A 17,105-nucleotide genomic window follows, 5' to 3' on the forward strand; every position below is an offset into this window, starting at 1 on the left:
CAAGACCGGCCATTTCATCCCAATGGACGTCACCCAGAACCAGCCGCTGGCCTTTCTCTTCGACCTCGACGGGACGCTCGTGGACAGCGTCTACCAGCATGTCCTCGCGTGGCGCGAGGCCATGCTGGCCGAGGGGATCGAGCTCGCCGTGTGGCGGATTCATCGGCAGATCGGGATGAGCGGCGGCTTGCTGCTCAACGCCCTGCTCCGCGAAGTCGGGCACACGGTGACCGCCGAGCAGGCGGAGCGACTCCAACAGGGCCATGCCGAGGCCTACGCTCGCCAGGCGCCGTCGATTCGTCCCCTCCCCGGGGCGCAACCCTTGTTGGACCATTTGGCCGCCCGCGGAGTCCCGCACGCCATCGCCACCAGCGGCCGCCTCAAGAGCGCCGGGCTGACGCTCAGCCTGCTCAAGCTCTCGCCCGGCGTGCCCGTCGTCACCAGAGACCGCGTCCGCCATGCCAAACCCGACCCGGATCTGTTCGTGGCCGCCGCCGCCGACTTGGGCGTGCCGGTCAATCAGTGCGTCGTGATCGGCGACAGCGTCTGGGACCTCTTGGCGGCGCGGCGGGTGTGGGCGCTGGGTGTCGGCCTGCTCTCCGGCGGGTACGGTCGGGAAGAATTGGAACGGGCGGGGGCGTACCGCGTGTACCAAGACCCGGCCGATCTCCTCCACCATCTCGATGAGGTCGGCCTGCGGGCCGCGCCGTGACGCTCAGGCCAGGAGGGTCTTGAAGGGCACCTGAGGGTCTTGGAGCGCACCTTCCCGGCCGGTCAAGTCTCGCCGCTGCGTGATCAGCCGCTTGAGCGGCGGCAGGTCGCGGCCGCCGGGGTTGACGGCGAAGAAGGCGACCAGCCGGTGCTGCTTGAGGTAGAAGACCGTGGATGAGGGGTCGCCCAGACGCCCACGGATCAGCACCTGGTCGTGCTCACTTTCGTCCCCGGCGAACTCGAGATGAAGGTCGAAGAGGTCGGACCAGACGTAGGTGAGCAGGTCGTAGGCGGCGGAATCGCCGGCCATGTTCCGGGCGGCGAGCTGCCCGGTATACTCGGCGTGGCCCCAATGCTCCACCCGGCGCCGTTTCTGAAACAGCGGGTCGAAGTAATTGGCGACGTCGCCTGCCGCAAACACATCGGGATGCGAGGACCGGAGGTATTCATCGACGATGATCCCATTGTCCACGACCAGCCCGGCCGCGCGGGCCAGTCCGTCGTTCGGGCGGATCCCGACGCCGATGCAGATGATGTCGCAGGGAATCGTGCGGCCGGATTGCGTGCGCACCAGAGAGACGCGATCGGCGCCGTCGAAGGCGGTGACCCGCTCCCCCATCTGAAAGACGACCCCTTTGTCCGCGCAGTAGGACTGAATCGCCTGAGCAAGCGCGGCGTCGGCGAAGCGGGGCCAAATGCGCGGCTCCATTTCGATGACCGTGACCTGCACCCCGCGCCGGGTGAGCGACGCGGCCACTTCGAGCCCGATGAACCCGGCGCCGATCATCACCGCGCGGGCCCCGGGGGCGGCTCGGGCCGAGAGCGCGGTCGCATCGTCCAACGTCCGCAAATAATGGACGCCCGGCAGGTGACTGCCCGGGATCGACAGCGTGACCGGGCGGCCGCCGGTCGCCAGGAGGGCTTTCTCGAAACGGATGCGACGCCCGTCCGCAAGGCGCGCGATCTTCGCGGGAAGATCAAGCGCCTCGACCGGGGTGCCGAGGATCAACTCGATGTTCCGTTCCCGGTAGTGCTCGGCCGTGTGGAAAAACAAGTCGGCGGCCCGCTTGTCGCCTTGGAGGAACTCTTTGGAGAGCGGAGGACGGTCGTACGGCGGGTGGCGTTCTTCGCCGACCAGCACGAGGCCGGCCTGGGGCTGGTGTTGGCGGAGGGTCTCGGCCGCCTGACTGGAGGCGAGGCCGCCTCCGATGAGCAAGTAGGTGGTGTCGATCATCGGGTCCATGGTGCCTCGGGTGCTCGGCCGTCCGCGCCCGCGAAATCGGGCCGAGTAAGTGGTTTCCCGTTCCGTGTTGTCGTATCCTATAGAAACACGATGCCGCAAGGACTGCAACGGGACCGCGATGACTGAGAGCGCTGCCCTCCCCCCGACCGCCTCCCCTGCGCACCTGGCTCAGCCCTATCGCGCGCTCCTCGAGGTGTCGGAAGCGATCGCCGTTCACCGGAGCCTCCGCGAGCTGTTCCGCGAGCTGGCCCGGCGTCTGCCGGCCGTCGTGCCGTTCGATTTCATCGGCCTGATCCTTCACGACGCGGCCCGCGAGGTGATGCGGGTCCACACACTGGAGGGGCCGACGAACGCGGGCGACCCGGATTTGCCGACCATCGAATTGCCGATCGAGGATTCCGCCGGGGGGTGGGTCTGGACGACTCAGCAACCATTCGTCGTGACCGATCTCGTGCACGAGACTCGGTTCCCGAAGGCGACGCGCTACATGCTCGATCTCGGCATCCGAGGGTGTTGCATGGTGCCGCTGAGCACGGCGGTCCGGCGCCTGGGCGCCGTCGGGTTCGGCAGCCTGCATCCCCGCGAGTTCACCTCCGGGGACCTCGAGTTGCTCAAGCAGGTGGGCCGACAGGTCGCCGTGGCGGTGGACAACGCGTTGAACCATGAGTCGGCCGAGCGGGCGCAACGCCAGCTCGAACGCGAGCGCGATCGGTTGCGCCTGCTGCTCGAGATCAACAACGCCGTGGTGTCGCATTTGAACGTGCGGGAGCTGTTCACCGCGATCGCCAAGTGCCTGCGCGAGGTCGTGCCTCACGAGTACACGAGCCTGGCGCTTCACGACCCCGAGCAGCACCAGCTCCGGGTCTACGCGGTGGAGTTTCCCGGCGGGAAGGGCTTGATCCGCGAAGGCATGGCGAACCCCGACGAAGGGTCGCCGGCCGCCGTGGCGCTTCAGACGAAGCGGCCGGTCGTCTACGGGGAAGCGGAGCTCAAGACCTTCCCGTCGGACATCGTCACGCGCTTGCTCGCCGAAGGCGTCAAGTCCGTCTGTTGCGTCCCGCTCATCGCTCGTCAGCGGGTGCTCGGCACGCTCAACACCGCCCGCCTCACCGACGGGCGATACACGGCCGAGGACGTGGAGATCCTGGAGCAGGCGGCCGCGCAGGTGGCGATTGCGGTCGAAAATGCGCTGGCCCATCGGGAGATCGTCGAGCTGAAGGACAAGCTCGCGAAGGAGAAGCTGTACCTCGAGGAGGAGATCCGCACCGAGTACAACTTCGAAGACATCGTCGGAGACAGTCCGGCGCTGAAGCGGGTGCTCAAGCAGATCGAAATCGTTGCGCCGACGGACTCGACCGTCCTGATCGAAGGCGAAACGGGCACCGGCAAGGAGCTCCTGGCGCGGGCGATCCATACCGTGAGCGGGCGGCGGGAGCGGACGTTCGTGAAGCTGAACTGCGCGGCGATCCCCACCGGCCTGCTCGAAAGCGAGTTGTTCGGCCACGAGAAGGGCGCCTTCACCGGCGCGATCGCCCAAAAGCTCGGCCGGTTCGAGCTGGCCCACCGCGGGACCATTTTCCTGGACGAGGTCGGTGAGATTCCGCCGGAGCTGCAATCGAAGCTGCTGCGTGTGCTCCAGGAACAGGAATTCGAGCGCCTGGGCGGCACCAAGACGATCCGTGTCGACGTCCGGCTGATCGCCGCGACGAACCGCGACCTGCGGCAGATGGTGGCGGACAAGGAGTTCCGAAGCGATCTGTTCTACCGGTTGAACGTCTTTCCCATCGTCGTGCCGCCGCTTCGCGACCGCCCGGAGGACATCCCGATCCTCGTCCGCTATTTCACCCAAAAATTCGCCCGGAGCATGAACCGCCGCATCGAAACGATCCCGAACGAGGCCATGGCGGCCTTGTGCCGTTATCCCTGGCCCGGAAACGTCCGGGAGCTGGAAAACTTCATCGAGCGCTCGGTGATTCTCTCGGCGGGCCCCGACCTCGACGTTCCGACGGCCGAGCTGCGGGCGCCGGCGTCCTCGGGACCGGCGATCGGGACGCTGGAGTCGGCGGAGCGCGAGCACATCCTGCGCGCGCTCAAGGAGAGCCGCTGGGTCATCGGGGGGCCATCCGGTGCCGCCGCGAAGCTGGGTATGAAGCGCACGACCCTACAGTCCAGGATGCAGAAGCTCGGGATCACCCGGCCGCGGTGAGGCGCGGAGCGGGCCGGGGGATCCGACGAGGGATCGGCAGCTTGCCGAAATACCGTCGTGCCGGCGACGGCGCGCGAGTAATTAGCAGATGAGAGGTTCGAAGGCCCTGACTTCATTGAGGATTGCTCCCGCCGGGTCGGCCGTCTTGGGAATGGTCTTTGCCCCTGGGACCTCGGGGGATCTCCGCGATGGCGAGATCTTCGGCTCGCAGGACGTCCAAGGTGCAAAGACCGGCAGACAAGTTTGTGAAGGGAGTTCCGGAATGCTCAGAATTACGACCCATGTCGATCAGGATGCCGTCACGCTGAAGCTCGAAGGCCGTCTGGCAGGGCCCTGGGTGAAGGAGCTCGAGCAGTGTTGGTGTGGATGCGGCCGACAGCAGGCGAATCCGGTGCGGATCGACCTCAGCGGCGTGACCCATATCGACGGTGAAGGCAAGGCGCTGCTGGCCCGCCTCTACGCCGGTGGGGCGCAGTTCCTCACCCGAGGGTGCCTCACCACCTGCATCGTCGAAGAAATCAAGGCGGCGGCCGGAGGCGGGCGCGGATGACGGCCCCGCACTCGCCTTCGGGCGGTGTGGCGCCCGCCGCCCGTGCCTGAGCCACGAAAGGCTATGATCGTGAGATGGACGCGGACCCATCGCGCGGCGATCGCGCTCGCCGTGCTCGCGCTTGCCGCGGTGCCGTTGGCGATGAACGTCGCCCGCAACGGCAAAGCCGAAGATCCCCAGGCCGGCGAACGGCGCGGGCCCGCGCCCGCGGGCTTTGCCATGCCCGTGGAAGTGGCGCCGGTGACGATCGGGCCGATCAGCGAAACCCTCACCGCCGTCGGGACGTTGGCGGCGAACGAATCGGTGATGATCCGGCCGGAGATTCCCGGGCGGGTGACGCGCGTGAATTTTCGGGAGGGCCAGGCGGTCGAACAGGGCAGGGTGCTGATCGAATTGGACGCGGGTGAGCTCGAGGCGCAATTGGCCCAGGCCGCGGCGAACCGGGAAATCGCTCGGCTCAATTATGATCGGATGAAGCGGCTGATCGCCAACGACAACGTCTCGCGCCAAGAGCTGGACCAGGCGGCCACCACCCTGAAAGCGGCCGAAGCGAACTACCGGCTCTTCGAGGAGCGCTTGTCGAAGACGCGGATCCGGTCCCCTTTTGCCGGCCACCTCGGGACCCGCCGGGTGTCGCCGGGCGATTACGTCCAGCCCGGGCGGGACATCGTCAACCTCGAGGACCTCACGACCGTCAAGATCGACTTCATGGTCCCCGAAACCTACTTCAGCCGTCTCTCCGTCGGTCAGCAGGTCCGCGTGCATGTCGACGCCTTCGCCGGCACGGCGTTCACCGGAGAGGTCTATTCGATCGACCCGCGGGTCGACGAGCTGAGCCGAACCGTCCGCGTCCGCGCCCGTATCCCGAATCCCGGGGTCAAGCTGAGGCCCGGCATGTTCGCCAACGTCTCACTCGTGCTCGGCCGGACCGAGGACGCCCTGTTGATTCCGGAGGAGGCGGTGGTGCCCCAGCAGGACAACGCCTCCGTCTTCCGAGTGGAGGAGGGCGTCGCCCGCCTGACCGAGGTGAAGCTCGGCGCCCGCGAGCGCGGGCTCGTCCAAGTGGTGGAAGGGCTGAAGGCCTCCGATACCGTCGTGCGAGCCGGCCACCAGAAGATTCGGGACGGCCTGCCGGTGCAGCCGGTTGAGCGGGGTCAGGTCGAGGCGCTCGTGCAGTGAGGACGGTCGATCTCGAGGCCGCGGTCCATGAAGCTCTCTGAGACCTCGATCAGGCGGCCGGTCTTGGCCACGGTCATGACCCTGGTCCTGGTGATCTTCGGCATCATTTCCTTCACCCGGCTCTCGGTTCGCGAATACCCGGACATCGATGCGCCGATCGTGTCGGTCCGGACGGTCTACAAGGGCGCGAGCGCCCGCATCCTCGAAACCGACGTCACCAAGATCCTCGAGGACCAGCTCAGCGGGATCGAGGGCATCAAAACGATGAGCTCCTCGAGCCGTGAGGAGGTCTCCCAGATCACGATCGAGTTCGAGCTGTCGCGGGACGTCGATGCGGCGGCCAACGACGTCCGGGATCGGGTGGCCCGGGCGCGCGGGCAGCTCCCCGACGACATCGAGGAGCCGATCATCTCGAAGGTCCAGGCGGATGCGAATGCGATCATTTGGCTCGCGTTCTACAGCGACCGCCATACCGAGCTCGAGATCACGGACTTCGCCGACCGCTATGTCGTGGACCGGCTCTCCAGCCTGCCCGGGGTCTCCAACGTCATGGTCGGCGGCGGCCGCCGCTACGCCATGCGGATCTGGCTGGACAAGGATCGGCTGGCCGCGCGGCAACTCACGGTGCAGGACGTGGAAGCCGCGCTGCGCATGCAAAACGTCGAGATTCCCTCCGGGCGCGTCGAGAGCGCGCAACGCGAGTTCAGCGTGCGGACGCGCGGCGACCTGGCGACGCCCGAGGAGTTCAATCGACTGATCATCGGGTACAGCCAGGGATATCCCATCCGCCTCCACGACGTCGGCGTCGCCGAGCTCGGCGCCGAAGACGACCGGAACGCCGTCCGGGTGAACGGGCGGACGGCGGTCGGACTCGGCGTGGTGAAACAGTCCAAGGCGAACACCCTGGCGGTCGCCAATGCGATCAAGGCCGAGCTGCCGGGGATCATCCAGTCGCTGCCCGACGGCATGACGCTCCAGATCGCCTACGACAGCGCGATCTTCATCGAACGGTCGATCCACGAGGTGTACGTGACGATGGCGATCGCCTTGGGCCTCGTGGTCGGCGTCACCTTCGTCTTCCTCCGCAGCCTGCGTGCCACCATTATCCCGGCGGTGGCGATTCCCGCGTCGATCATCGGCACGTTTACGATCATGTACGCGCTGGGGTTCTCCATCAACGTGCTCACCCTGTTGGGGCTCGTGCTCGCGATCGGGCTGGTCGTCGACGACGCGATCGTCGTGCTGGAGAACATCCATCGCCGCATCGAGCACGGACAGCCGCCCCTCCAGGCGGCGCTCGACGGGAGCCGCGAGATCGGCTTCGCGGTGGTCGCCACGACGATCTCGCTGGTCGCGGTCTTCGTGCCCATCGCCTTCATGACCGGGACGACCGGCCGGCTGTTCTCCGAATTCGGCCTGGCGGTCGCCGGCTCCGTCCTGATTTCCGGCTTCGTCGCGCTCACGCTGACCCCGATGATGAGCGCCACGATCCTGCGGCCCGGGCGACTCGGCGGCGCGGTCTATCGTGCGACGGAACGGATCTTCGCCGGCTTGAACGGGGGCTATCGGCGCGTGCTCACCGGCGCCCTCGCGCACCGCTGGGTCGTCGTCGCCGTCGGCGTCGTCTTCAGTCTCACGAGCTACGGGCTGTTCCAGTCGCTTCGGTCCGAGTTGGCCCCGATCGAGGACCGAGGCATCTTCATCGGCGTGATCATCGCCCCCGAAGGCTCGACCCTCGCCTACACCGACGCCTACGCCCGGCGGATCGAGCACCTGTACGATCAGGTACCCGAGATCGACAAGTACTTCATGGTGATCGCGCCCGGATTGGAACGGCCGAACCCCGTCACGAACGCCTTCAGCTTCACGATGCTGAAGGATTGGGAAGAGCGCGAGCGGAGCCAACAGGAGGTCGTGGCGGAGTTGGCGCCGAAGATGTTCGCGATCCCGGGCGTCCTCGCCTTTCCGATCAACCCACCCTCCCTCGGCCAGAGCATCGTCAAGACGCCGGTGCAGTTCGTCATCGGCGGCCCCACCTATGAAGACCTCCAAGGGTACGTCGACCGGGTGTTCCACAAGATCGCCGGCTATCCGGGGGTGGTGAACCTCGACACGGACCTGAAGCTCAACAAGCCCGAGCTGGAAGTCCATATCAACCGCACCAAGGCCGCCGCCGTCGGCGTCCCCGTGGCCACGATCGGGCGAACCCTCGAAACCCTGCTCGGGGGGCGCGAGGTGACGACGTTCAAGCGGCAGGGGGAGGAGTATGACGTGATCGTGAAGCTGCGGGGCGAAGACCGGACCAAGCCCTCGGACCTGACTGGACTGTACGTCCGCGGCGAGCAGGGCGCGCTCGTTCAGCTCAGCAACCTCGTCACCGTCGAGGAGACCGTGGCGCCCAAGGAACTGAACCACTACGATAAGATGCGGGCGGCGACGATCACCGCCAACCTGGCTCCGGGCTATTCGTTGGGCGACGTCCTGGCCTACTTGGAACGGGCGGCGCGGGAGGTCCTGCCGCCGGGGACTCGGCTCACGCTGGCCGGCGAATCCAAAGAGTTCAAGGAGTCGACGGGGAGCCTGTACGTGACGTTCGCGCTCGCGATCGTGGTGATCTATCTCGTGTTGGCCGCGCAGTTCGAAAGCTTCGTCGATCCCTTCACGATCCTCTTGAGCGTCCCGCTCGCCGTCACCGGGGCGCTGCTGTCGCTCAAGGTCATGGGGGCCACGTTGAACGTCTACAGCCAGATCGGGATGGTGATGCTCATCGGCCTCGTGAGCAAGAACGCGATCCTCATCGTGGAGTTTGCCAACCAGCTGAGGGCTCGGGGGCGGGGCCTCTCGGAGGCGGTGACCGAAGCCGCCGTGCTCCGCCTCCGACCAATCCTCATGACCACGGCCGCGATGATTCTCGGCGCCGTTCCGCTCGCGCTCGCGGCCGGCGCGGGCGCCGAGAGCCGGCGCCAACTCGGCTATGTCATCGTGGGCGGGCTCCTCTTCTCGACGGTCCTGACGCTCGTGATCGTCCCGGCCGTCTACACGCTGCTCGCCCGCCGGCGGACCGCCGATCCGGCGCACGCGCCGGCCGAGCCCGCGGTCCCCACGCGGCCGCCCACGGGCGGGCTGTCCTCACCCTCGTGCTGGCCGCCGGGCTCTGGGCGGGCGGCGGGCCGGCGTGGGCCGCCGAGGAGGAGCCGGCGGCTCCCGAGCTGCGGCTGAGCTTGAAGGAGGCGATCGAGGCGGCGCTGGACAACAACCCGACCGTGCTGCGGTTCAAGGAGCGGGTGCTGGAAGCTCGCGGCCAGGCGGATCTGCGCCGCGGCGCGCTGCTGCCCACGCTCAGCGGGACGGTCAGCCAGTTCAGTCGTACCTTCAACCTCGGGGCGTTCGGCATTCCCGGCGGCGGGGTCGTGGGGCCGTTCAATCCGTTCGACGCCCGTGCGTCCCTCGTGCAGAGCATCTTCAATCTCAGCCTGATCGACCGCTGGCGGGCCGGCCGGGCCGGCATCGAAGTGGCCGAGCTCGATGCCGAGGCGACCAGGCGGGACACGATGGCGACCGTGGGGCTGCTGTACGTCGAGGCCTTACGGGCCGCGGCGGCGGTGAAGGCCAGCGAGGCCAACCTCGAGTTGAACCAGCAGCTCTTGCGGCTGGCCCAGGACCGCAAGGCCGCCGGCATGGCCACCGGGCTCGACGTCACCCGGGCGCAGGTGCAATTGGAAAACGAGAAGCAGCGGTTGCTGATCGCGCACAACCAGCGCGGCCGCACGAAGCTGAACCTCATCCGCGCGATCGGCATCGACTTCGACGTCGAGCTCGTCCTGACCGACGAGTTGAAGCTGGTCGAGGTGGAGCCGCAGACGCCGCACGAGGCGCTGCTCGCGGCCCGGGAGAATCGGGTGGAGCTGAAAGCCCAGGCCCAGCGGCAGAAGCTGGCGAACCTCACGCTCAGCTCGATTCACAGCGAACGGATTCCGTCGGTGCGCTTCGACGGCGATTACGGCTTCATCGGGCTGGGCCCGGACGAGGCGCTTCCGACGCGCAACGTCGGTGTGACGCTCAGCGTCCCGATCTTCGACGGCGGGCAGCGCGAGGCACGGATCTCCGAGAGCCGCAGCCAGTTGCGCCAGGAAGACATTCGGATGAAGGACCTGGCGGCTCAGATCACCTTGGAGGTGCGCGACGCGCTGCTCACGCTGTCGTCGACGAGGCAGCAGGTGCTCGTGGCTCAAGAAGGGCTGCGGTTGGCGTTGCGCGAGCTCGAATTGTCACGCGAGCGGTTTGCCGTGGGCGTCGCCAATAATGTCGAGGTCACCAATGCGCAGGCCTCGCTCGCCCGCGCGCGCGACAACGTGATCGAGGCGTTGGCGAATTTCAACGCCGCCCGGATCAACTTGGCTCGGGCCAAAGGAGAGCTGCAAAAGCTCTAAGCCCGCCCGCTTGGGTGGTGAAACCCACCCAAGCGTGTCGTAGCGGCGTATCGGCGGTTGCAGTAGAAGTGGTCATGAGTAATGCGGGCTAACCCCTCGGCCCTCATCCGGAGACGAGATGAAAGCCATACGCGTGTACGAGTTCGGCGATCCTGAGGTGATGCGGCTGGAGGAGGTCCCCGATCCGCGGCCGGGGGCCGGCGAAGTGGTCGTCCGCGTCCATGCCGTCGGTGTGAACCCCGTCGAGACCTATATCCGCGCGGGGCTCTATGCGGGGCGGCCCACGCTTCCCTATACCCCGGGAACGGACGCGGCCGGCGTGGTCGAGTCGGTCGGCGACGGCGTGCGCCATGTCAAAGCCGGCGACCGCGTCTACACGGCCGGAACTCGCTCGGGGGCTTACGCGGAACGGACGCTCTGTGAAGCGCGCCACGTGTATCCGCTGCCGGCCCGGGTCGCGTTCTCGCAAGGGGCGGCCGTCTACATTCCGTACGCCACGGCGTATCGCGCCCTGTTCCAATGTGCGCGCGCGGGGCCCGGTGAGACCGTGCTCGTGCATGGCGCCAGCGGCGGCGTGGGCGTGGCGAGTGTCCAGCTCGCCCGCGCGGCGGGGTTGGTCGTGATCGGGACCGCGGGGTCCGAGCGGGGCCGCCGGCTCGTGCTCGACCAAGGGGCGCATCACGTGCTGGATCATCATGCGCCCGACTGTCCCCGGCGCGTGCTGGAGCTCACGGGCGGGCGCGGTGCGGATGTGATCCTGGAGATGCTGGCGAGCGTGAACCTGGGGAAGGATGCGGGAGTGGTCGCCAGGGACGGCCGCGTCGTGATCATCGGGAGCCGCGGCGCCGTCGAGATCGACCCACGGGACCTCATGACCCGAGATGCGAGCGTGATCGGCATGCTGTTGTTCAACGTGACGGACTTCGAGGCCCGCCGAATCCATGCGGCGCTCTACGCCGGCCTCGACAACGGCACGTTGCGGCCGGTCGTCCGGCAAGAGCTGCCGCTCGCCGAGGCGTCGCGCGCGCATCGTCTCATCATGGAGCCCGGCGCCTACGGGAAACTCATTCTGGTGCCGTGAAACTGAGGTTGAGGCTAAGGTTAAGGTGGAGTTGAGATTCAGAATATACACGAGCATCGAATCTATTCTTCTTCCCTTAACCTGAACCTGAACCTTCTTCATAAGACTTGAGGTTAAGGTTGAGTGGAGCTTCAGCAGATACACGAAGATACCATGGAGCGAATGAGCCTGCTCTTCTTTGCTTAACCTTAGCCTGAGCCTCAACCTTCTTCATGAGAGACCGATTCACCGCGCTCCTGCTCGACCAGAGAGAGGGCAAGGTCCACGCTGAGCTGTGCGAGTTGCCGCTCCGTGCGCTGCCCGACGGCGACGTGCTCGTCTCGGTCGCCTATTCCAGCCTCAATTACAAGGACGGGCTTGCCGTGACCGGCCGGGGCAAGGTCGTCCGGCGGTTTCCGATGGTCCCGGGTATCGACCTCGCGGGGGTCGTCGAGGCGTCGGCGAGCCCGGACTTCGCGCCCGGCGATCGCGTCCTCGTGACGGGATGGGGGATCGGCGAGGAGTGGTGGGGCGGCTATGCTCAGGCGGCCCGGGTGAAGGCCGAGTGGCTCATCAAGCTCCCGCCCGACTTCGGGCTCGACGAAGCGATGGGGATCGGAACTGCGGGGTTGACCGCCATGCTGAGCTTGATGGCGCTCGAAGAGCATGGGCTGCGGCCCGAAGGGGGGGAGGTCCTCGTGACCGGGGCGTCCGGCGGCGTGGGGAGCCTGGCCGTCGCGCTCTTGTCGTCCGTGGGATACCAGGTGACGGCGTCGACCGGTCGCACCGAGAGCCACGCCTACTTACGGGATTTGGGCGCGACCGCCATCCTCGACCGGGCCGTGTTGGCCGCGGCGAGCCAGAAGGCCCTGGACCCCGAGCGGTGGGCCGGAGCGGTCGACTCGGTGGGAGGCGATACGCTGGCGACGATCTTGCGCACGCTCCGCCACCGTGCCGCGGTGGCCGTGTGCGGGCTCGCCGGTGGCAGCCAGTTGGCGACCACGGTCTTTCCCTTCCTGTTGCGGGGGGTCAGCATGCTCGGGATCGCCTCGAGCACCACGCCTCGGGGTCGGCGTCTGACCGCCTGGGCGCGCCTGTTCCAGGAGCTCCCGCGCGAGAAGCTCCACCGTGTGATGCGGCTGGCTCCATTGCGCGAGGTGCCGCACTTGAGCGAGATGATCGTCGAGGGCCGGATACGAGGACGGGTCGTGATCGATGTCGGCCGCTAGACAGAGGGGGAGGAGCGCGGGGGACCCATGGGCGGAATGGCGGGCGGCGGGCCCAGGCGATGGAGGCGGGCCAGCACGAAAATCCGCTCTTCCCCTTGCATCCTCATGGCCTGGCAGAATAGCTCGACCGAGGATCGAGTCCCATCTTTTTTCTGTAGAGCGAAAAACCCCAAACGGTTCGGAAGATCAGAGCGGTACCCGCGCGGGCAGTGGCGCTCGATGGCGGCCACGGCGTCGGCCGGGAGGAGGTCCATGAGCGTCATTCCGAACAATTCCGGGCGGGAAAATCCGAGGTGGCGAATGGCGGCTTCATTGGCGATGACGATCCGCAGAGCCTCACGCTCGACCCCCCAGATGGCATAACGACTCGCCTCGATCGCGTCCTCACCCGAGTGCTCCATGCGTCCCCCAGGAAGGCCGCCATCATAGCCGGGTGCGACGGGGGAATCTGTTTGGTTCCTGACAGTGGGGCCTCCTCCGTACTTGAACGTAGGACTCGCCGGTCGAAATCCGGGAGCCGCCGCGAACGTTGCAGGAATGCTGATGTTTGTCGTGCGATCGGTCGCGGCTCGCTCGTCGAAGGGCCCTGTTTCTGTAATGGACCGAACAGACTTTTCCCGATGCGTTGTCCTACATTGGCCCAGGCCGCGTATGCCCAGACAACCACCCGCTCACATCGGGGCCCGAAACCGTTTGCTCACCGCCTTGGCCGCCCGTGGGGGTACCCGGTTTTTCCACTACCTCGAGCCCGTCCCGCTGCATCAGAACGTGATCCTGTACGAACAAGGCGACCCGATCAAGCATGTGTATTTTCCGACGACCGCGGTCGTCTCCATGATCAGTGTCATGGAGGACGGGGCGAGCGTCGAGATCGCCTCGATCGGCAACGAAGGGGTCGCCGGCATCTCCGTCTTCCTGGGGGTGGACCTGGCGGTGGCCAAAGCGGTCGTGCAAGCGCCGGGTGAGGCGTTGCGGATCGACGCCGATCTCTTCAAGGCCGAATCGGTCCCGGTCGGACCGCTCCACACGTTGCTGACCCAGTACACGCACGCGTTGCTCACCCAGATCAGCCGCTCCGGAGCCTGTAACAGTTTGCATTCGGCCCAAAAGCGGTTCGCCCGGTGGTTGCTCACCATGCAGGATCGGGCGCGGACCAATCAGTTCTTGTTCACGCAGGAATTTCTCTCCGAAATGCTGGGCGTACGGCGGCCGAGCGTGAGCTTCGTGATGCGCAAGCTGCAGAAGGCGGGATTGATCCTCTACGCCCGCAAGAAGATCACGATCATCGATCGCGACGGGCTCCAGGCCGTGTCCTGCGAGTGCTACAAGATCCTGAAGGAGGAGTACGACCGCGTCTTCGCGGACGCGGCTAAGTGAGTGGGGACCCGTTCAGCGTCTCGATCATCGCCTCGTGGATGAGCCCGTTGCTTGCCAGCATGTCGGCGCCGAAAATCGAAAACGCACCGCCCTTGAAATCGGACATCCGGCCGCCGGCTTCCTTGACGATCACGGCGCCGGCCGCCATGTCCCACGGATGGAGCTTCATTTCCCAGAAGCCGTCGAACCGGCCCATCGCCACGTAGCACAGATCGAGCGCGGCGGCTCCCGTCCTCCGCAATCCCTGCGCCCGCACGGCGAACCGTGAAAAGTAGTCCAGGTTGTTGTATTTGGCTTCCCTGATGTCGTACGCGAACCCGGTCACGAGGAGGGCCGCGTTGAGATCCGCCGTCCGTGAGACTCGGATGGCCTTCCCGTTCAACGTGGCGCCCCGCCCCGCCTCCCCCACGAACAGCTCGTCGCGCGTCGGGTCGAACACGACGCCGAGGACGAGCGCGCCGCGATATTCGAGGCCGATCGAGACGCAATAAACGGGAAATCCGTGCGCGAAGTTCGTCGTGCCGTCGAGTGGATCGATGATCCACTGGAACGGCCCCTCCCCGCCGGCCGCCGTGCCGCGCTCCTCGGCGAGAATGCGGTGGGACGGGTACGCGGCCCGAATGGCGTCGATGACGACCTGCTCCGAGGCGCGATCGGCGTCGGTGACGAGGTTGACCGCAGCCTTGTGCTCGATGCGGAACCCGGATCGCGCATGCTTCAGGAGCACGGCTCCGGCGGATCGCGCCGCCTCGACGGCGACGGTCCTCAAGCGATCGCGGAGGGGGTCGTCGAGCCCGCTCTTCTCGTTCATCGTCGCATCATACCATAGCCGGCCCGATCGGCCGCTCCGGCTAGAAGACGGCCCGCACTTCGACGAAGAAGGCCGTGGTGGGCTGCAACCGGCCGAAGAACGAATCGCGCTGGCCGTTGAAGATGTCCCAGCCGATATAGCCTTTCCAGACGTCCGAGAAGGCGTAGCCGAGCAGCGGGCGCAGGAAGAAATCGCGCCGCGGGAGGTTCAGCACGGCCAGCAACTCGCCTTCGAGCGTCTTGTTGAGCCAGGTGGCTCGAATGCGGGCCGTGAAGCCGCCCTGGATCCGGTCCAACTGCTGATTGAAGGTGTCGCTCAGCACCGCGACGCTGCGTTGCACGGGATCCTGGATGGCGAACGGGTCGTTGAAGTTGATGATGTACCGTTGATACGCCTGCACGTTGATGTTGAGATCTTCGGTCAGGTCGCGATCGACGCCGAGGACATAGAAGACGAACGGGTTCTTGATGAACGGATCCGTGCCGTCCGGGTTTTGCGTGTGTACGTACGCGCCCTCGCCGCGGACCCCGAAGCGGCCGAAGTTGCGCGCGAAGTCCGCGCCCAGGACGTGAATCCGGTTGTGGATGAGAACGGCGTGGAACGGCGTGACCGGCCGGCCGATGGGCAGGACGTCCAGCCCGTAGTAGTAACTGACGGACCAGTCGAGGGCGCCCCCCGTGTGGTCCAGTTTGGCAGCGAAGCCGTGGTCGGTCCAGGCTCCTTCCGAGCGTTTCTCCTCCGTAATTCGAAACCCGGGTCTCGGGGACAACGGGATCGTGCTGGGGTTGAACAGGGGAAGCCAGATCAGCGAGACGGTATAGTCCCCGCGATAGTAGTTGGTGCGGACCGCCATCGTGCCCGTTCGGCGTTCGACTTCATCCAACGCCGACAGCACGGTGAAATCCTTCGGCGTCAAGTTATCGGTCGGATTGAGCGCGTCGGCGCGTCCCCATGGGATGTTCTGCTTGCCGATTCGGACGTCCAGCGACCCGAAGTAGAGGTTCGTATAGGCCTCCAGCAGACGCGCCTGTCTGGGTTCCCGCCGGTCGGTCAGGTCCTGGTCGGTGAGCCGCCCTTCGATCTTGGCGTCTCCCCACGAGCCGAACTTGGGAAGCAGCCGGGGTTGGTAGGTCAGGCCCGGGAGGCTGTGGTTATCGTCGAGGCGCTTGGAGGCCGTGAAGTAGTCGAACCGAACATGACCGGCGTAGCCGGCTTGCTCCACCCATGCGCGCCAGCCGGCCGCCGCGTCGGCGGCCGGCTCCGACGCCCCTGTCTCGGTCGAAGCCGATTCCCGACCGGGAGCGCTTGGAGCCGGAACCGGCGGGTTCGGCGGGCCTTGGATTTCGGGAGGCGGCGCCGGTGCGGGGGCTGGCGCTCGAGCCCCCGACTTGGCTTCCAGGGAGGGGCACCAGCACAGCAGGAGAAGGCCGACGAGGAGGATACGGGGCCATCTCGGCGATCTCGCTCGAGCGGCCTCATTCATTTCTCCCGTTCCAGGTAGCGCGGCGTGAAGAAATCGTCTCGTATGGGCTGCCCCGCGTCGAGGGCATCGAAGACGAGGATCGTGCGGTGGCCCGTCTGGTGGTTCACGACCTCCCGGCGCACCGCCCACCACCGGTGGGCCTGGGGGTCGACTTCCTTGACCTCGGGAATCACCTGGGTCTTCAACGGACGTCCGGAGGCGTCATCGTACTCCACCTTCTTCTCCATGAAATTGCTCTTCCTGATCCAGGCGACCCGCCGGGCATACCCGTAGTCCTTCTTGATCTGATCGGTCGCGGGCAGCGATTCGACGACATAGCACTCTTCTCCATCGAGCACCTCGGTCTTCAGGAGCCGATGGCGGTACGTATCGACGACGGGCAGCAAGATGTCGCCGTAGGAGAAGTCCGAGCCGACGAAGCTGTCCTTCTTGTTGTTGGCCACCAACCGCCGCACTTTCTTGAGCGCCGGAAGGAAAATCCACATGTCGTCCTCGCCGTCATGGTGCTGGATCTGCAAATAGCCGGTCCCCTGCACGTCGCCCGGATACGAAAAGCGGATCATCAGCTTGCTGTCGATCCCGTTCGGTTGGAGGGCCGACACGCTGTGCATCTTCCGCAGCCGCTGTTGCCCCTTCTCGTTGATCAGCGTCATCGTGCTGTCGTTGACGAGATGCCGCACCTTCGTCGCGTAGAAATTCTTCTCCATGATGTCGCGGGCCGACGGGTCGGCCGAGTGACCTTCGAGCCCGATCAGAGGGATCCCGAGGAGGCACACCAACAGCACGGCGAAAGATCTGGGGCTAGGTCGCGTCACGAGAGCTCTTT

General features: G+C 66.4%; 14 protein-coding genes. 9 read left to right on the forward strand and 5 right to left on the reverse strand.

Going from position 1 to position 17,105, the window contains the following annotated elements; translation table 11 throughout:
- Positions 1-22 precede the first annotated feature (22 nt).
- Positions 23-712: an HAD family hydrolase gene (locus ACWHYV_RS00150; protein ID WP_447978640.1), complete on the forward strand. Its 690-nt coding sequence runs from the start codon at positions 23-25 to the stop codon at positions 710-712.
- Positions 713-715: 3 nt separating this feature from the next.
- Here the strand turns inward: ACWHYV_RS00150 and ACWHYV_RS00155 are convergent, their stop codons facing one another.
- A complete protein-coding gene (locus ACWHYV_RS00155; RefSeq protein ID WP_447978641.1) occupies positions 716-1,954 on the reverse strand; it encodes an NAD(P)/FAD-dependent oxidoreductase in 1,239 nt (412 codons plus the stop codon).
- 118 nt (positions 1,955-2,072) lie between these two features.
- Between ACWHYV_RS00155 and ACWHYV_RS00160 the strand changes: the two genes are divergently transcribed.
- The 7 genes from ACWHYV_RS00160 to ACWHYV_RS00190 all read left to right on the forward strand — a co-directional run bounded on the left by ACWHYV_RS00160 (position 2,073) and on the right by ACWHYV_RS00190 (position 12,608).
- Positions 2,073-4,160, forward strand: a complete 2,088-nt coding sequence (locus ACWHYV_RS00160) for a sigma 54-interacting transcriptional regulator (RefSeq protein ID WP_447978642.1) — start codon at positions 2,073-2,075, stop codon at positions 4,158-4,160.
- Between the two features lie 262 nt (positions 4,161-4,422).
- On the forward strand, positions 4,423-4,710 hold the full coding sequence (locus ACWHYV_RS00165) for an STAS domain-containing protein (RefSeq protein WP_447978643.1): 288 nt from the start codon (positions 4,423-4,425) through the stop codon (positions 4,708-4,710).
- Positions 4,711-4,779: 69 nt separating this feature from the next.
- Positions 4,780-5,889: an efflux RND transporter periplasmic adaptor subunit gene (locus ACWHYV_RS00170; RefSeq protein WP_447978644.1), complete on the forward strand. Its 1,110-nt coding sequence runs from the start codon at positions 4,780-4,782 to the stop codon at positions 5,887-5,889.
- Between the two features lie 27 nt (positions 5,890-5,916).
- Complete coding sequence (locus ACWHYV_RS00175; protein WP_447978645.1) at positions 5,917-9,108, forward strand: efflux RND transporter permease subunit; 3,192 nt, start codon at positions 5,917-5,919, stop codon at positions 9,106-9,108.
- The gene (locus tag ACWHYV_RS00180) at positions 9,027-10,319 is read left to right on the forward strand and encodes a TolC family protein (RefSeq protein WP_447978646.1); all 1,293 of its coding nucleotides are present in this window, start codon (positions 9,027-9,029) and stop codon (positions 10,317-10,319) included. Before ACWHYV_RS00175 ends, ACWHYV_RS00180 begins: the two co-directional genes overlap by 82 nt.
- 118 nt (positions 10,320-10,437) lie before the next feature.
- The gene (locus ACWHYV_RS00185; protein ID WP_447978647.1) at positions 10,438-11,400 is read left to right on the forward strand and encodes an NADPH:quinone reductase; all 963 of its coding nucleotides are present in this window, start codon (positions 10,438-10,440) and stop codon (positions 11,398-11,400) included.
- A 212-nt stretch (positions 11,401-11,612) separates the two neighbouring features.
- Positions 11,613-12,608: an MDR family oxidoreductase gene (locus ACWHYV_RS00190; RefSeq protein ID WP_447978648.1), complete on the forward strand. Its 996-nt coding sequence runs from the start codon at positions 11,613-11,615 to the stop codon at positions 12,606-12,608.
- On the opposite strand, the gene ACWHYV_RS00195 is transcribed toward ACWHYV_RS00190, so the two are convergent.
- Positions 12,605-13,009: a PAS domain-containing protein gene (locus ACWHYV_RS00195; RefSeq protein WP_447978649.1), complete on the reverse strand. Its 405-nt coding sequence runs from the start codon at positions 13,007-13,009 to the stop codon at positions 12,605-12,607. The genes ACWHYV_RS00190 and ACWHYV_RS00195 overlap by 4 nt on opposite strands.
- A gap of 250 nt (positions 13,010-13,259) precedes the next feature.
- Between ACWHYV_RS00195 and ACWHYV_RS00200 the strand changes: the two genes are divergently transcribed.
- Positions 13,260-13,985 (forward strand): Crp/Fnr family transcriptional regulator, encoded by a 726-nt coding sequence (locus tag ACWHYV_RS00200; protein WP_447978650.1) that lies wholly within the window; start codon positions 13,260-13,262, stop codon positions 13,983-13,985.
- On the opposite strand, the gene ACWHYV_RS00205 is transcribed toward ACWHYV_RS00200, so the two are convergent.
- From ACWHYV_RS00205 to ACWHYV_RS00215, 3 genes are all read right to left on the reverse strand, one after another.
- Positions 13,978-14,796 (reverse strand): inositol monophosphatase family protein, encoded by an 819-nt coding sequence (locus ACWHYV_RS00205; protein WP_447978651.1) that lies wholly within the window; start codon positions 14,794-14,796, stop codon positions 13,978-13,980. The genes ACWHYV_RS00200 and ACWHYV_RS00205 overlap by 8 nt on opposite strands.
- A 40-nt stretch (positions 14,797-14,836) precedes the next feature.
- Positions 14,837-16,018, reverse strand: a complete 1,182-nt coding sequence (locus tag ACWHYV_RS00210) for a hypothetical protein (RefSeq protein ID WP_447978652.1) — start codon at positions 16,016-16,018, stop codon at positions 14,837-14,839.
- A gap of 257 nt (positions 16,019-16,275) precedes the next feature.
- Entirely contained in the window at positions 16,276-17,094 is an 819-nt protein-coding gene (locus tag ACWHYV_RS00215; protein ID WP_447978653.1) for an outer membrane lipoprotein-sorting protein, read from the reverse strand.
- Positions 17,095-17,105 lie beyond the last annotated feature (11 nt).

The sequence above is a fragment of the Candidatus Nitrospira bockiana genome, from assembly GCF_965152565.1.

Bases quoted from the DNA above. Each gene is read 5' to 3' on its own strand.
- ACWHYV_RS00150 (WP_447978640.1), top strand. From the start codon at position 23: ATGGACGTCACCCAGAACCAGCCGCTGGCCTTTCTCTTCGACCTCGAC.
- ACWHYV_RS00155 (WP_447978641.1), bottom strand. From the start codon at position 1,954: ATGGACCCGATGATCGACACCACCTACTTGCTCATCGGAGGCGGCCTC.
- ACWHYV_RS00160 (WP_447978642.1), top strand. From the start codon at position 2,073: ATGACTGAGAGCGCTGCCCTCCCCCCGACCGCCTCCCCTGCGCACCTG.
- ACWHYV_RS00165 (WP_447978643.1), top strand. From the start codon at position 4,423: ATGCTCAGAATTACGACCCATGTCGATCAGGATGCCGTCACGCTGAAG.
- ACWHYV_RS00175 (WP_447978645.1), top strand. From the start codon at position 5,917: ATGAAGCTCTCTGAGACCTCGATCAGGCGGCCGGTCTTGGCCACGGTC.
- ACWHYV_RS00185 (WP_447978647.1), top strand. From the start codon at position 10,438: ATGAAAGCCATACGCGTGTACGAGTTCGGCGATCCTGAGGTGATGCGG.
- ACWHYV_RS00190 (WP_447978648.1), top strand. From the start codon at position 11,613: ATGAGAGACCGATTCACCGCGCTCCTGCTCGACCAGAGAGAGGGCAAG.
- ACWHYV_RS00195 (WP_447978649.1), bottom strand. From the start codon at position 13,009: ATGGAGCACTCGGGTGAGGACGCGATCGAGGCGAGTCGTTATGCCATC.
- ACWHYV_RS00200 (WP_447978650.1), top strand. From the start codon at position 13,260: ATGCCCAGACAACCACCCGCTCACATCGGGGCCCGAAACCGTTTGCTC.
- ACWHYV_RS00205 (WP_447978651.1), bottom strand. From the start codon at position 14,796: ATGAACGAGAAGAGCGGGCTCGACGACCCCCTCCGCGATCGCTTGAGG.